Origin of the sequence: Negativicoccus succinicivorans (genome assembly GCF_014207605.1) — a bacterium.
GTDB lineage: Bacteria > Bacillota > Negativicutes > Veillonellales > Negativicoccaceae > Negativicoccus > Negativicoccus succinicivorans.
Genome location: NZ_JACHHI010000006.1, coordinates 31,592 through 47,407, shown reverse-complemented (window position 1 = coordinate 47,407; position 15,816 = coordinate 31,592). Strand labels below are relative to the sequence as shown.

Genomic DNA, 15,816 nt, shown 5'->3' with positions numbered 1-15,816 from the left:
CATTCCTCCTTGTTGTTAATATGAATGATTCTTACTTATAGTATAGTCATTATATGCAAATAAATCAATATAGTTCGGCAAACATTTTGATTTATTTACGGTACAAATCGTGTTTATCTTCGGTGGTACGCCGTTTGGCATAGCGGTAGCAATCGATCGCGATGCAAAACAAAACCACGGCGAGGACCAGACCGTTACCGATGTTCAAACCGACGCTGTTGATATGGTAAATCGTGTACATAAAGGCAATCGCCATTGTACCAATTTTGACTTTGTTCATGTGCATTCCTCCTTTTGCTATTGTAGCATACCTAAAACCATCATGTGGCAAGGAAAGAGAAGGTGATTTTCTGATAAGTATCAATTTTGATGATAATATGGATTATATTATCTTTATATATAAAAACATTTATATATAGTAAATGGAAGAATTCACAAAAATAGAAAAATGAAATATCGTTTGGAAAGAATGTTTTCTTTACGAAATATAAATAAACATGATGAATAAATGAAAAAGAAGTTATTTATCGACCATTGATAACTTTACAGAGCAGAGAAAGGAACAACATAAGGCCTTCGCGCTGTCTGCGTGGACAGAACGCATACCGCGCATTATAATAAGCTTAGTGTTATTACGAAAGGAACGAATCTGCATGCAGGTACAGACGCATTCCCGATTATTATCGCAATGGTGCAGCGGGTTATTATACGCGGCGGCTTTTTTTATGCCCTGGTGGCAAATGGGATTGGAGCTTTCGCTGTTTTCGGCATGCGCCGTTATGGCGGTGTTGCTTTGGCGTGAGCCGGCTCGTTTGCGCGCCTTGCGTTGGCCGGGAGTGGCGCTCATGTTGTTTGCCGCTTGGGCGTATTGCACCACCTGGTTGGCGCCGGAACCTTCCGCCAGCGCATACAACTTTTTTTATCGCTGCGGCACCTATGCGGCGATGTATTTACTGGTGACCTGGCAGTTACGCACGCGCGAGCAATGCGTGCATTTTTTAAGCTACTTATTGGCCGGCGCGGTCATTGTATGTGTCATCGGCGTGTATCAGTATTTCTTCGGCGGGTTTGACGGCTTTACTATGGAATGGGTGGATCGCGAACGTTTTCCGCTACTGCTGCGGCGGATGTACAGTACGCTGGGCAATCCCAACTTGCTGGGGGCGTATTTGTTGATTATCGCGAGCGTGCTCGCGAGTTTTACTGCGATTTATGAGCGCGGATATAAGCGCTTGCTTCTGGCAGCGTTTTTGCTGCTGATATTGTTGGTGTTATTGCTGACGTATTCACGGGGGGCGTGGGTGAGTATGCTGGTGGTACTCACCGTCACCGCCATTATCTATGATCGAAGGGTCGCCTGGGGCTTGTTGGCTGTCCCCGCATTTCTTTGGTTGCATCATGGACAAATTACGGAGCGCTTTATTTCTCTTTTCCGCGGCGGCGATACGTCCGTGGATCTGCGCTTTGCATTTTGGCGCAGCACCTGGCAAATGATCGGCGATCACTGGTCGAGCGGGATCGGTTGGGCGGCTTTTCCGCTTGTGTATCCCCACTATGATTACTATATTCAGGATCCGTCGATTGTGATTTACCACGCACATAATTTATACCTGACGGTCTTGGCGGAGACCGGAATCATCGGCTTCGCGCTATACATGCTGGCCTTTTGGGGGCATGGCGTTTTGGCCTGGCGCAGCTACCGGATAAGCGACAGCCACCTTGCGCGGGCGCTGTCTTTGGGAGTGCTATTGGCCGTGGTCGCTATGAGCATCAACGGACTGTTCGATTACAATTTCTTCCACCGGACAGTGGCACTCACGTTTTGGACATTATGTGCATTGCAAAGTGCGCTGAGTCGTTTGGGACAACGCTGAAAAGAAAAATTAGAAAGCTTAACAAACGTTGAAGATTAGCTGAATATGCATTATGCTTAAACAGAATAACAAGGTTTACAATTAATCACCGGTGTTTTACAACAACCGTCGAGTGGCATTTTTAGGTATCTTAGAAAGATTAGAAACCGAATAGTAATGATTGACAAGGCAAAACCCATCGTCTATCATATAGACGAACAATATGTGAAGGGCTGATTTACAAGGCTCTTTGCAAAAATACGGAGTTGGTCCACAAGGGAGGGGATTCAAGAATTTAGGAGACGCCAGATTTATCGCATTGCGGTACCGTTGACTATTTCTCTTCCCTCGAAAAGGATATCGTCGACGGCGGCGATATCCTTTTTTGTTTCTCGGAACTATGTACGGCATAGCGTGTTCCGTTGTTTTTTAAGGAGATGGTAAAGGAATGGATATTAACGACATTCGCGACAGAATTCGGTGTAAAGATCTGCTCGGCAAAGTCATGACCGCAGAAGAAGCGGCCGCCATGATTCACCCGAATGATCATATCGGTATCAGCGGATTTACACCGTCCGGTTACCCGAAAGCAGTACCACTCGCATTGGAAGAACGGATTAAGAAAGAGCAATTCAAAATTGATCTGTGGACCGGCGCCTCGGTCGGCCCGGAAGCAGACCAAGCTCTGGTTGAATGTGACGGTATGAACCGCCGCTTCCCGTACCAGACAAACTCTGTATTGCGTAAAGCCATCAACGCCGGCAAAGTGCACTACATCGATATGCACTTGAGCCACGTAGCGCAACAGGTACGCGCGGGCTTTTTCGGCGAATTAGACTGGTGCATCATTGAAGTATGCGCGATTACTGAAGAAGGTCACCTGATTCCGACGACCGCCTTGGGCAACTCGCCGGTATACGTCACGGAAGCCAAAAAAGTAATCATCGAAGTGAACACTTCGCAACCGCTCGAATTGGAAGGTATGCATGATATTTATCAGCCGGCTAACCCGCCGCATCGCAAACCGATTCCGATCGAAGCAGCCGGCGACCGCATCGGTACTCCGTACATCGAAGTGGACCACAGCAAAATCGCTGCGATCGTACCGTGCGACATCACCGACAAAACACGCGCATTCGCCCCGATTGGTGACGACGCGAAGAAGATGAGCGGCAACCTCATCGACTTCTTGCAAAACGAAGTAAAACACGGTCGCTTGCCGGAAAACCTGCTCCCGTTGCAATCCGGTGTAGGTAACGTAGCAAACGCCGTAATCAGCGGCTTGGTTGATTCTCCGTATGAAAACCTGACCGTATACACGGAAGTTATCCAGGACGGCATGTTCGACCTGATTGATGCCGGCAAATTGACGATGGCTTCGGGCACGAGCCTTTCGCCGTCGCCGGACGGACTGAAACGGTTCTACAAAGGTATCAAAGGGTACCGCGATAAAATCGTTTTGCGTCCGCAAGAAATTTCGAACAACCCGGAAGTCATCCGTCGCTTAGGCGTTATCGCGATGAACACCGCGCTCGAAATGGACATCTACGGCAACATCAACTCGACGCACGTATCGGGCACGAAGATGATGAACGGTATCGGCGGTTCGGGCGACTTCGCTCGTAACGGCGGCCTGAGCATTTTCTTCACGAACTCGATCGCGAAAAACGGCGACATCTCCTGTGTCGTACCGTTCTGCTCGCACATCGACCATACGGAACACGACGTACACGTCTACATTTCCGAAATGGGCGTTGCCGACGTTCGCGGCCTCTCGCCGAAAGAACGCGCTCGCGTGATTATCGAAAACATTGCGCATCCGGATTACCGTCCGGAATTGATGGACTATCTGGAACGTGCGGAAAAAGCTTGCGGCTACTCGCAAACCCCGCATATTCTCAAAGAAGCATTTGATTTCCATCAGCGCTTAGCCGATAACAAGAGCATGAAAAAACAGTAAGACCCGATCCTTTTTTGGACTTACCCGCATCGTTGAAAAGACAGCTTAAGCTGCGGCTGCGTTGTGGTTAGTCAGTCTCGCAAGAGACCGATATATATTTATATTTTTTAGGAGGATGATGAACACATGGCTAACGAATCCTTGAAGGCCAAATTGGAGGCATACGAAGAAACAGTCGCTAAGATGTATGCCAAACACCCGGAACGTCCGAACATGAAGCACAACAAAGTCTACACCCCGCTCGATATCGAAGGGTTTGACTATGAACGCGATCTGGCTCTGCCGGGCAGCTACCCGTACACCCGCGGCGTACAGCCGACGATGTACCGTGGCCGTCTCTGGACGATGCGTATGTATGCCGGTTTCGCTACGGCCGAAGAATCAAACCAACGTTACCGTTACCTGATTGAAAACGGTGCGACGGGCCTTTCCTGCGCATTCGACTTGCCGACGCAGATCGGTTACGATTCGGATGATCCGATGAGTGCCGGCGAAGTTGGTAAAGTAGGCGTTGCGATCGATACGCTCGCCGACATGGAAATCCTGTTCGACCAGATCGACTTGGGTAAAGTTTCGACCTCGATGACGATCAACGCTCCGGCGTCCGTCCTCTTGGCGATGTACATTGCCGTTGCGGAAAAACAAGGCGTATCCGCTGACCAGCTGCGCGGCACGATCCAAAACGACATCCTGAAAGAATATGCGGCTCGCGGCACTTACATTTTCCCGCCGAAACCGTCGATGCGTTTGATCACCAATATTTTTGAATACTGCTCGCAGAACGTTCCGAAATGGAACACGATTTCGATCTCCGGCTACCACATTCGTGAAGCGGGTTCGACAGCAGCGCAGGAAATCGCTTTCACGATCGCTGACGGTATTGCATACATCGAAGCGGCACTGAAAGCCGGCATGGAAATCGACGAATTTGCAGGTCGTCTGTCCTTCTTCTGGAACGCGCACAACAACGTACTCGAAGAAGTTGCAAAATTCCGTGCATCCCGTCGTCTTTGGGCGCGCATCCTGAAAGACCGTTTCGGCGCGAAGAAAGACAAATCCATGAAATTGCGTGTACACACGCAGACCGCAGGCTCGATGTTGACGGCGCAACAGGTCGACAACAACATCGTTCGTGTAGCGTTGCAGACCGCGGCGGCTGTTCTCGGCGGCACGCAGTCCTTGCACACTAACTCCCGCGACGAAGCGTTGGCATTGCCGACGACGGAATCCGTACAAATCGCGTTGCGCACGCAGCAGATCGTTGCGTACGAATCCGGTTTGGCTGACGTAGTCGATCCGCTGGGCGGCTCGTACTATGTAGAAGCGTTGACCAATGCGATCGAAAAAGAAGCGGAAGACTACATCCGTAAGATCGACGAAATGGGCGGCGCGGTAGTCGCGATTGAAAAAGGTTACATCCAGAAAGAAATTCAGGAATCGGCATATCGTTGGCAGATGGAAGTTGAATCCGGCGACCGTATTATCGTTGGCGTCAACAAATTCCAAGTCGAAGAAAAACCGGTCGAAGGCTTGCTGAAAGTCGACACTTCGGTTGGCGAACTGCAGGCTAAGAAATTGGCTAAAGTTAAAGCCGGTCGCGATCAGGAAGCTGTCAAGGCCACTTTGGAAGCATTGCGCAAAGGCGCCGAAGATGAAAGCGTCAACTTGATGCCGTTGATCCTCGACTGCGTACGCACATATGCATCTTTGGGTGAAATCTGCAACGTACTGCGCGGCGTATTTGGTGAATACCAGGCGCACGCTACGGTTTAAGATACGCTATTGCTGAAAGGATACGGGAGGTAACCAATCATGGCAGAAAAATTAATTCGTGTAATTGTTGCAAAACCGGGTCTGGATGGTCACGACCGCGGTGCTAAAGTAGTCGCTCGTGCGTTGCGCGATGCGGGCTTTGAAGTTATTTATACCGGTCTTCGTCAGACTCCGGAACAGATCGCGGAAGCGGCTCTTTCTGAAGACGTTGACGTAGTTGCGTTGAGCTTGCTCTCCGGCGCGCACGGCACGCTGTTCCCGCGCGTTATCGAACTCTTGAAAGAAAAGGGATTGAATGACGTGCTCGTTATCGGCGGCGGCGTTATTCCGGAAGGCGATATCCCGGCACTGAAAGAAGCCGGCGTAAAAGCTGTCTTCACACCGGGCACTCCGACCACGAAGATCATCGAATTCATCAAAGAAAACGTTCATTAAGAACTGATAGACGGTACCGGCTCCCGCTACGGCGGGAGCACAGGTCCGTAATTGACCAAGGGGGGCAAAACCATGGATTTAATGAAGGAATTCTGGAATGGATCCAGGCTGGCCTTGGCGAGGTCTATCTCTGCAGTCGAGAACGAAGCAGACGGATATGTCGATATACTTCGAGAAATCTATAGTCATACAGGTAATGCGCGGATTATCGGTATTACCGGTGCGCCGGGCGCAGGCAAATCGACCCTGACCGACAAGCTGGTAAAATATTTCCGTAAACAAGGTAAGACTGTCGGCATTGTCGCAGTCGACCCGACGAGCCCGTTTAGCGGCGGTGCGATCTTGGGTGACCGAATTCGCATGAATGATTTGACATTGGATGAAGGCGTATTTATTCGGAGTATGGGTACGCGCGGTAGCTTGGGGGGACTCTCCAAGAAAACCGCGGATACAGTCAAGCTGATGGATGCATTCGGCATGGATGTCGTCTTGATTGAAACGGTTGGCGTCGGCCAATCCGAAGTCGATATCGTCAAGAATGCGGACACCACATTGGTTGTACTGGTACCCGGTTTGGGCGATGATATTCAGGCGATTAAGGCGGGCATTCTGGAAATCGGCGACGTATTTGCGATCAACAAATGTGATCGCGACGGCGCGGACCGTTTGAACGTTGAAATCGAAATGATGCTCGATTTGAACTCGGAAGAGGTGGATTGGCGTCCGCCGATCAAACGCACCATTGCCAGTCGTGACGAAGGCGTGGAAGACGTCATTGAGGCAATGGACGAACATCGTGAATTCTTGGAAGAGTCCGGTCTTCTGCAGGAACGCAGACACGAACGGACAGTCAACGAGATTATCGCGATGGTCAAAGAGCAAATCTCCCGTCACGTAATGGAAAAAGTTACGTCCTCGGGTGAATTTGATAACTACGTGGAACAAGTCTATGCAAGGAAAGTGGATCCTTACACAGTCGTTGAGTCCATCGTAGCAAAAGCTATTAAATAATTTTATTTTTTATTGCAAAAGGAGGAGTAAGCATGGCGAATTGGAAAGTTATGAACATCGACCATATCGGTATTGCAGTGGATGACCTGCAGAAAACGAAACAAGTTTTCCAGGAAACGTTGAACGTTCATCCGACCGCAGCAGACGAAACGGTGGAAGAACAGAAAGTTAACGTAAGCTTCTTCAAACTGGGGGATGCGGAACTCGAATTCTTGGAATCCACCAGCCCGGATGGCCCGATCGCCCGTTACATTGAAAAACATCGTAACGGCTTCCAACACGTTGCTTTGCGTGTTGACAGCATCGACGCAGCTCTCGAAGACTTGAAAGCTCGCGGTGTTCGTCTGTTGGATGAAAAACCTCGCTACGGTGCCGGCGGCTGCCGCATCGCGTTCTTACATCCGAAAGCTACGAACGGTCTTTTGATCGAACTTACGGAGCGTCAATAATAGGAGTATGCCGCCTCGATGAGGCGGCCTTCCCTACCATTATTCGGAGGTGTAAGAATGTCGGTAAACCAACAAAAAGTTGAATTGCTTCATAAAAATTTGGAACACGTCCGCATGGGCGGTGGCCAAAGCCGTATCGACAAACAGCACGCAAAAGGAAAGATGACTGCGCGTGAACGTTTGGAAATCCTTTTTGACGAAGGCTCCTTCGTTGAAATCGGCGCTTTGGTAAAACATCGTTGCGTAAACTTCGGCCAAGATAAAAAAGATCTTCCGGGCGAAGGTGTTGTTACCGGTTATGGTACCGTTGACGGCAAACTCGTTTACGCATTTGCGCAAGACTTCACGGTAGAAGGCGGCTCGCTCGGCGAAATGCACGCCAGCAAAATCGTCCGTGTCCTGCAGCTTTCGCTCAAAATGGGCGCACCGTGTGTCGGCCTGAACGATTCGGGCGGCGCTCGTATTCAGGAAGCGGTTGACGCATTGTCCGGTTACGGCCGTATTTTCTTTGAAAATACGATTGCATCCGGTGTCGTTCCGCAGATTTCGGCCATCATGGGACCGTCGGCCGGCGGCGCGGTTTACTCGCCTGCATTGACGGACTTCATCTACATGGTCGAAGGCACCAGCCAAATGTTCATCACGGGTCCGGCCGTTGTTAAATCGGTCACCGGTGAAGACGTAACGGCGGAAAAACTGGGCGGCGCTATGACCCACAACAGCATTTCGGGCGTATCGCACTTCATCGCGAAAGACGACGAAGACTGCTTGAACCAGATCCGCTATCTCTTGGGCTTCCTGCCGAGCAATAACATGGAAGAAGCTCCGATTGTTGACACGGGTGATGACCCGATGCGTATGGACGAAAGCCTCAACGCCTTGTTGCCGGACAACTCCAACGCAGCGTATGATATGTACGATGTTATCAAGAGCATTGTCGACAACGGTGAATACTATGATGTACTCGCTCACTACGCGAAAAATATCATTACCTGCTTTGCCCGCTTTGACGGACAAACCGTCGGCATCATTGCCAACCAGCCGAAATTTATGGCCGGCTGCTTGGACATCAATGCATCCGACAAATCCAGCCGTTTCATCCGTTTCTGCGACGCTTTCAACATTCCGCTCGTAAACTTGGTTGACGTACCGGGCTTCTTGCCGGGCGTACAGCAGGAATACGGCGGCATCATTCGCCACGGTGCGAAAATGCTGTTTGCGTACTCGGAAGCGACCGTGCCGAAAGTAACGGTAATTACCCGTAAAGCTTACGGCGGATCGTACCTCGCGATGTGCTCCCAGGACTTGGGCGCGGACCAGGTATTCGCTTGGCCGACTTCGGAAATTGCGGTTATGGGACCGGCAGGCGCTGCCAACATCATCTTCCGGAAAGATCCGGATAAAGAACAGAAGACGGCAGAATATGTGGAAGAGTTCGCGACTCCGTACAAAGCAGCCGAACGCGGCTTTGTTGACGCAGTTATCGAACCGAAACAAACGCGTCCGTACGTTATCAACGCGTTGGCCATGCTCGCCAGCAAACGCGAAGCCCGTCCTGCGAAAAAACACGCCAATATTCCGTTATAATCTCTTAGCGGCATAACGTAGTATAGGAAAAATCTAAAGAGAAAGGATGGGTGTGAATGGGAAGTGAATTGAATCCTTGGGTATTTATGCTGATCAACATGTTTATTGTATTCTTTGTGTTGATTATGCTGTGGGTGCTCATGACGATCATTCGACTTGTGGATCCGACCGGAAAAAAAAAGTCGTCTCCTAAACCGGTAGCGAAAGCGGCACCTGCCGCCGCGGCAGCAGCTGCAGCTCCGGCAGCAACGTCGACTGCGTCCGATAATGATGAAGTGGTTGCGGTGATTACCGCAGCAGTAGCAGCAATGGGCTACTCGAGCTCGCAAATTGCGTCCATTCGACCGGCCAAAAATACCGGTTGGACAGCAGCGGCGCGTCTGTCTGGAGTAGACAATTACTAAGCAATACCTTGTTTTGGAGAATTACTTTTTAGTAGGAGGATGTACAATGAGAAAATTTTCTGTAACCGTTAACGGTCAAGAATACGATGTAGAAGTGAACGAACTCGGCGCAGGCGCAGCCCCGAAAGCGGCTCCGAAAGCGGCTCCGGCTCCGAAAGCGGCTCCGGTAGCAGCTCCGGCTCCGGCAGCAGCTCCGGCTCCGGCAGCGAAAGCGGCTCCGGCCGGCGCGGAAACGGTAAAAGCTCCGATGCCGGGCAAAATCCTTTCCGTCGACGTAAAAGAAGGTCAGGCTGTTAAAGCCGGCGATCTCCTCTGTGTCCTGGAAGCGATGAAAATGGCCAACGAAATCTATGCTCCGAGTGACGGTACGGTAAAAAGTATCTTGGTCGCAGCCAATGCTACCGTACAAGCGGGCGACGATTTGATCGCGTTGGGCTAAAACCTCAACTTACCAGAAAACATAGAAGAGGAGATACAGTATGAGTGATTTCATAGTAGCTGTGACTTCGGTATGGCATGACAGCGGCATTATCGTATTCAGTATTGGTAATGCGATCATGATCTTTGTCGGCATACTGTTGCTCTACCTGGCATTTGTCAAGGAATTTGAGCCGTTGTTGCTCGGACCGATCGCATTCGGTTGTATCCTTGCCAACTTGCCGAAAAACGGTTTTGAAGAAGGCGTTTTTGCCCTCATTCATGCGGGCATTCAGTTTGAAATTTTCCCGCCGTTGATCTTTATGGGTGTCGGCGCGATGACGGACTTCGGTCCGCTGATTGCGAACCCGAAAACTCTCTTGCTCGGCGCGGCGGCACAAATCGGCGTATTCGTTGCCTTGGGTGGCGCGATGTTCTTGGGCTTTACCGCTCCGCAGGCAGCTGCGATCGGTATTATCGGCGGCGCCGACGGCCCGACTTCGATTTACCTGGCTTCGAAATTGGCTCCGGAACTCTTGGGCGCGATCGCGGTAGCGGCGTATTCGTACATGTCCCTGGTTCCGTTGATCCAGCCTCCGATCATGAAATTGTTCACGACCAAAAAAGATCGTCAAATTGTCATGGAACAGTTGCGTCACGTATCGCACTTTGAAAAAGTGGTGTTCCCGATCGCATCCACGATCTTCATCAGCTTATTACTTCCGTCTATTACCGCACTTTTAGGTATGCTGATGTTCGGTAACCTGATCAATGAATCCGGTGTTACGCACCGTCTGTCCGATACGGCGCAGAACGCGTTGATGAACACCGTCACGATCTTCCTGGCATTGGGTACCGGTTGTACCATGTCGGCAGAAAGCTTCCTGAACGTTCAAACCTTGGAAATCATCGGTTTGGGTCTCGTTGCTTTCATCGCCGGTACAGCAGGCGGCGTCATCTTCGGTAAGATCATGTTGATGGTCGACGGCAAGACGAACCCGTTGATCGGTTCGGCAGGCGTTTCCGCCGTTCCGATGGCAGCTCGTGTATCGCAGGTAGTCGGTTCGAAAGCGAACCCGGCTAACTTCCTTCTGATGCACGCCATGGGTCCGAACGTTGCAGGCGTAATCGGTACGGCGGTAGCGGCCGGCACCATGCTTGCCATGTTGAGCGCAACAGGTGCTCATTAATTAGCATCCGCAACTTATTCCCTTACCTCGAGCCCTTCTTTTATACCTTTGCCCAATGACTATTTGCTAGTTATTACAAAAAAGAAGGTGTACTCTTATGAGTCCTGCAATGATCACATTATCGGTACTTGCAGTGGTCGCCATCTGTTTTATTACTGAAATTATCCCTTTGGCGATTACTTCGATGGGTGGCGCGATTGCGCTGGGTTTGTTGGGTGTTATCCCGGAAAAAATGATTTTCTCCGGTCTGTCTAACTCAACAGTTGTTTTGTTCGCCGGCATGTTCGTTATCGGCGCGGCTTTGTTCCACACCGGCATGGCGCAACTTATCGGTGAAAAAGTTGTACGTATGGCCGGTAAAAGTGAAACCGGCTTGATGTTTGGCGTTATGGCCATTACGATTATCATGAGCTCGGTACTGTCCAACACCGGTACCGCCGCATCCCTGATCCCGGTTGTTACCGGTATCTGCGCGGCAGCTCATCTGAAAGGTTCGCGTTTCATGATGCCGATGGCGATCGCCGCTAACGCCGGTGGTACGCTGACCATGGTCGGTACGCCGCCGAACATTATCGTTACCGGTGCACTGTCTAACGCGCATTTGCCGACTTTCGGCTTCTTCGAATTCGCATTTGCCGGTATTCCGCTTTGTATTGCGACTGTCCTGTTCACTTTGACGATCGGCAAACGCTTACTGCCGAACCATGATATCGACACTTCCGCGGAAGTAGAACAGGAAGTTTCCGAAGTATCGGGCAATAAGACGAAACAGATAATTTCGCTCTTGATTTTAATCGGCGTAGTTATCGTCATGATCTTCTCGAAAACCTTGCACGTATCGCTGACGACCGCGGCCGTTATCGGCGCTCTCATCTGCGTACTGACTGGTTGTATGACAGAAAAACAAGCGTATGCTTCGATTGACTGGGTAACGATTTTCTTGTTCGCAGGCATGATGCCGATCGCGACCGCATTGGATAAATCGGGCGCCGGCAAATTGATTGCGGATACGGTTGTTGGCTCGTTGGGTGCAAGCCCGAACCCGTTGATCGTCTGCGCGGCGATGTACCTTTTGAGCAACATCCTGACGCAGTTCATGAACAACACGGCAACGGCGGCTCTGTTGGCACCGTTGGGCATTTCGATGGCGCAATCCTTACATGCGGACCCGAAGGCCGTTCTCGTGAGCATTGCGATCGCAGCCTCCGCCGCATTTGCGACGCCGGTTGCAACGCCTCCGAACACGCTGGTACTTGGCCCTGGCCAATACAGCTTCAACGATTACCTCAAGATCGGTATTCCGCTTTGTATCGTAGGCTTCGTCGTTATGATGATCGTAATTCCGATTGTTTGGCCGTTCTTCCCGGGCAAATAACAGGAATGTAGCGTATGTATGAAAAGGCCTCGCTTGCGAGGCCTTTTCTTTACCTTTTGATTGAGGTTCGTATGGAAATTTTGGAACAAATGAGCCCGACGCAATTCCTCTATCGTTTGTTTTTATGCATGCTGGCGGCGATGGTCGTGGTTGGCATCGCAGCCGAATGGATCGGGGAAGAGCGTAAGGCGCGCTGGTTCAAAAAGCGCACCCGTTTTTCTTTCTTTTTGCGTCGCGGTCCGCTGGGGGAAAAATTTCACTTCGGTTATCCGCGTACATTGGAAGGAATCGGTGTGTTTTTAGCGATGTGTATTGTCATCGGACTGGCATCGGTGTTTATTTTTACGACACCGTTATTGAACTAGCAAAAAAGACCGGAAACTTCCGGTCTTTTTTAGTGCCTTAAAACAGTCACAGAAAAGCATATACCGATAAAAGTCAGAAAAATGCTAAATAAAGAAATATAAGAGTAAAATATAGATTTTGGTAAAAGAGGATGTGATCGCCAAATGCAAGTGGACTCAAACGCGAAAAAAATAGGTAAATTTGGCGTTTTGTATTTTCACGCGAGCGAATACCATCGGACAACTATGTTTTGTCAAAAATCAATATTTTTGGGCATTTTAGAAATTTATAGATCTGCTCATAAAAAGATGACCTGATTTCATATTTTTTCATGATTTGAGGTGTTTTTAGCAAAATAAAAGCGAATAAAATGATCGGGCAGCAGTCGCCGTAGGAACGGTATTGTTTTAATACATGGCAGCGTCATAGTAACGCGGTCAGAATGCCTCCCGGAAACATACCGCGATCGTTAGAAAAATATCGCAGCAACCCCGGTGAGCAGGATACAGAGAATGAAGTAAAGAGCGCAAGCAAGCGAGAAGCATCCAAAATCGCGGATGTAGGCAAAAGCAGTTGCCGTCCGCGGATGAAATGCAATGAGATAAATAGGAGGATGACGCGACGAAGTATGTATCGTATAAAAGACGTACTGATCGAAAAATGCAGGCCGCATCGCATGCGCGAAGTATTCCCCGTCGGTCGAACTGCTCGATGCACGACCACCGTCACGGATACCTGTTTGAATCGGCCCGTGAAACGCCGCCGGTATATCCTGTATGTCGCATTTCCCCGAAAGCGGATCTCCTAATGCGCGAAAAAAATGAAAAATGGACATATCCGGAAGGGTCAAATGTAGTCGTAAAGAGTGGCTGATGCGTTTGACGATCTTGGCGATGGAACCGACGTACTTGCTGTCGCGGGACTTACCGCGGCAGCAGGTAGTTAAAGGAATGACAAATGTCGCGCGGTGTACTGCCGTCGGGGTGAGCGTAATGTCGTCTACTCGTACGACAAGAACGGTTCTGCCGTTTTATGGGCGCTAATACTATAGATACGCTAAAAAATACCAATGACGAGTGGCAAAATACATGTTCCAAGCCGATGTACACACAAACCGCAGCCTGTTTTAGCCCATTATTTTAGGGTGGCATAAACAGATTATTTTTTCATGATCTGTTTATGGATCATGAAAGAAAGAAAACATTAGAAATGATAATACGGATATATGCAAAATGGTATATATAAATATGTATATATATAATTATATACATGAATATAATTACGATTTAGCATATTGATAATACTCCTTAGTAATAGTAGCAGAAAAAATTTAGAATATCACACCGCCAAGCAACCTATAAATCACTGTAAATAAAGGCTATATAGCGAATTTAAAGAATGATTTAAAGAGATTTATGAATTGCACAAATATTGACGAACGCTTAAAAAGTGTGTAATACTGAGAACGTAAGTAGGGTATGACCTTCTGTCCACTTTTAAGTTGGTCTCTCGTACTTATCCGGCGTGCGTAGGAAGAGCGCACCCATGATCGCTTGCGAGCAAGTTTTCTGCGAAAAAGCTTGCAGAGCATCCTGAGCATGAAACTGTAAGAAACGAAATTGACCAAGTATCTCCTGACTTCGATGACGAAGTGTCAATTGTGCGACGAGCAGCTACCTCGTCATGCGGCACACGTTTTCAGCCATGGCAAAGGATTTGTCCTTCGGACCAAACAGCGATCGGACATTGGCAACGGGCGGAAATTTCCGCCCCCTTTAGAAGAAAGGAGAGAGGTCAGTTGGGAAGCTTTGCAACAGATTTTGTGGTAGCGATTACATCAGTATGGCATGACAGCGGCATGATTGCTTTTTCCCTGGGTCATGGCCTGATGATTTTTGTCGGCATCTTATTGCTGTACATGGCATTTGTCAAAGAGTATGAACCTTTACTCTTAGGACCGATCGCCTTCGGCTGTATTTTGGCGAACTTACCGAAAAACGGTTTTGAAGAAGGGGTTTTTGCACTTATCAGCGCGGGCATTCATTATGAAATTTTTCCGCCACTTATTTTTATGGGGGTTGGCGCGATGACGGACTTCGGTCCGCTGCTCGCGAATCCCAAAACGCTTCTTTTAGGAGCGGCCGCACAGATCGGCGTGTTTGTCGCGCTCGGGGGCGCCATGTTCCTGGGCTTTACGGCACCGCAGGCGGCGGCCATCGGTATTATCGGCGGAGCGGACGGCCCGACATCGATTTACCTCGCTTCCAAACTCGCACCGGAACTCTTGGGCGCGATCGCGGTAGCGGCGTATTCGTACATGTCGTTGGTTCCTTTGATCCAGCCGCCGATTATGAAATTGTTCACCACGAAAAAACAGCGGAAAATTGTCATGGGCCAGCTGCGTCATGTGACGCATTTTGAAAAGGTAGTATTTCCGATCGCCGCGACGATTCTGATTTCGTTGATTTTGCCCTCGATCACGGCACTGCTCGGCATGCTGATGTTCGGTAACCTGATCAACGAGTCGGGCGTTACGCATCGTTTGTCGGATACGGCGCAGAACGCGTTGATGAATACGGTTACGATTTTCCTCGCGCTCGGTACCGGTATCACGATGTCGGCCGAAAGTTTCCTGAACGTGCAAACGCTGGAAATTATCGGTCTCGGCTTGGTGGCCTTTATCGGCGGCACGGCGGCCGGTGTACTTTTCGGCCAGTTAATGACGATGTTGGATGGCGGCAAGACCAATCCGCTGATCGGCTCGGCGGGCGTATCGGCTGTACCGATGGCGGCGCGCGTATCGCAGGTGGTCGGTTCGAAGGCGAATCCGTCGAACTTCCTTCTGATGCACGCGATGGGACCGAACGTAGCCGGTGTTATCGGCACGGCGGTTGCGGCCGGCACGATGCTTGCCATGTTGCAAGCCATGCAATAAACTTTTTTCCCACTTACTTTCTTGCCCGAACCACTTACCTATTTTTCAAATGTTACAGTTGTTATAGGAAGAAGGTATTGAT

General features: G+C 49.7%; 15 protein-coding genes. 14 read left to right on the top strand and 1 reads right to left on the bottom strand.

Going from position 1 to position 15,816, the window contains the following annotated elements; genetic code table 11:
- Nucleotides 1-91: 91 nt before the first annotated feature.
- Complete coding sequence (locus HNR45_RS06305) at nucleotides 92-280, bottom strand: hypothetical protein (protein WP_024048754.1); 189 nt, start codon at nucleotides 278-280, stop codon at nucleotides 92-94.
- A gap of 445 nt (nucleotides 281-725) precedes the next feature.
- On the opposite strand from HNR45_RS06305, the gene HNR45_RS06300 reads away from it, so the two are divergent.
- The 14 genes from HNR45_RS06300 to HNR45_RS06230 all read left to right on the top strand — a co-directional run bounded on the left by HNR45_RS06300 (nucleotide 726) and on the right by HNR45_RS06230 (nucleotide 15,734).
- Nucleotides 726-1,874, top strand: a complete 1,149-nt coding sequence (locus HNR45_RS06300; protein ID WP_159822494.1) for an O-antigen ligase family protein — start codon at nucleotides 726-728, stop codon at nucleotides 1,872-1,874.
- Between the two features lie 427 nt (nucleotides 1,875-2,301).
- A complete protein-coding gene (locus HNR45_RS06295) occupies nucleotides 2,302-3,813 on the top strand; it encodes an acetyl-CoA hydrolase/transferase family protein (protein WP_200841492.1) in 1,512 nt (503 codons plus the stop codon).
- A gap of 126 nt (nucleotides 3,814-3,939) precedes the next feature.
- The gene (locus HNR45_RS06290) at nucleotides 3,940-5,586 is read left to right on the top strand and encodes an acyl-CoA mutase large subunit family protein (protein WP_159822492.1); all 1,647 of its coding nucleotides are present in this window, start codon (nucleotides 3,940-3,942) and stop codon (nucleotides 5,584-5,586) included.
- Nucleotides 5,587-5,625: 39 nt separating this feature from the next.
- Nucleotides 5,626-6,021 carry a cobalamin B12-binding domain-containing protein gene (locus HNR45_RS06285; RefSeq protein ID WP_024048708.1) on the top strand — a complete coding sequence of 132 codons (396 nt, stop codon included), beginning with the start codon at nucleotides 5,626-5,628 and terminating at the stop codon, nucleotides 6,019-6,021.
- Nucleotides 6,022-6,093: 72 nt separating this feature from the next.
- Entirely contained in the window at nucleotides 6,094-7,032 is a 939-nt protein-coding gene (gene meaB, locus HNR45_RS06280; RefSeq protein WP_024048709.1) for a methylmalonyl Co-A mutase-associated GTPase MeaB, read from the top strand.
- A 32-nt stretch (nucleotides 7,033-7,064) separates the two neighbouring features.
- Nucleotides 7,065-7,481 (top strand): methylmalonyl-CoA epimerase, encoded by a 417-nt coding sequence (mce, locus tag HNR45_RS06275; RefSeq protein WP_024048710.1) that lies wholly within the window; start codon nucleotides 7,065-7,067, stop codon nucleotides 7,479-7,481.
- A 57-nt stretch (nucleotides 7,482-7,538) separates the two neighbouring features.
- Entirely contained in the window at nucleotides 7,539-9,068 is a 1,530-nt protein-coding gene (gene mmdA, locus HNR45_RS06270) for a methylmalonyl-CoA decarboxylase subunit alpha (protein ID WP_024048711.1), read from the top strand.
- Between the two features lie 56 nt (nucleotides 9,069-9,124).
- The gene (locus HNR45_RS06265) at nucleotides 9,125-9,472 is read left to right on the top strand and encodes an OadG family protein (RefSeq protein ID WP_034436844.1); all 348 of its coding nucleotides are present in this window, start codon (nucleotides 9,125-9,127) and stop codon (nucleotides 9,470-9,472) included.
- 46 nt (nucleotides 9,473-9,518) lie between these two features.
- Entirely contained in the window at nucleotides 9,519-9,911 is a 393-nt protein-coding gene (locus tag HNR45_RS06260; RefSeq protein WP_159822490.1) for a biotin/lipoyl-containing protein, read from the top strand.
- A 40-nt stretch (nucleotides 9,912-9,951) separates the two neighbouring features.
- Entirely contained in the window at nucleotides 9,952-11,079 is a 1,128-nt protein-coding gene (locus tag HNR45_RS06255; protein WP_159822488.1) for a sodium ion-translocating decarboxylase subunit beta, read from the top strand.
- Between the two features lie 97 nt (nucleotides 11,080-11,176).
- Nucleotides 11,177-12,454, top strand: a complete 1,278-nt coding sequence (locus HNR45_RS06250; protein ID WP_159822486.1) for an SLC13 family permease — start codon at nucleotides 11,177-11,179, stop codon at nucleotides 12,452-12,454.
- A 71-nt stretch (nucleotides 12,455-12,525) separates the two neighbouring features.
- The gene (locus tag HNR45_RS06245) at nucleotides 12,526-12,819 is read left to right on the top strand and encodes a hypothetical protein (protein ID WP_235020593.1); all 294 of its coding nucleotides are present in this window, start codon (nucleotides 12,526-12,528) and stop codon (nucleotides 12,817-12,819) included.
- Between the two features lie 852 nt (nucleotides 12,820-13,671).
- Nucleotides 13,672-13,842, top strand: a complete 171-nt coding sequence (locus HNR45_RS06235) for a hypothetical protein (protein ID WP_159822484.1) — start codon at nucleotides 13,672-13,674, stop codon at nucleotides 13,840-13,842.
- Between the two features lie 815 nt (nucleotides 13,843-14,657).
- Nucleotides 14,658-15,734 carry a sodium ion-translocating decarboxylase subunit beta gene (locus HNR45_RS06230; RefSeq protein ID WP_159822900.1) on the top strand — a complete coding sequence of 359 codons (1,077 nt, stop codon included), beginning with the start codon at nucleotides 14,658-14,660 and terminating at the stop codon, nucleotides 15,732-15,734.
- Nucleotides 15,735-15,816 lie beyond the last annotated feature (82 nt).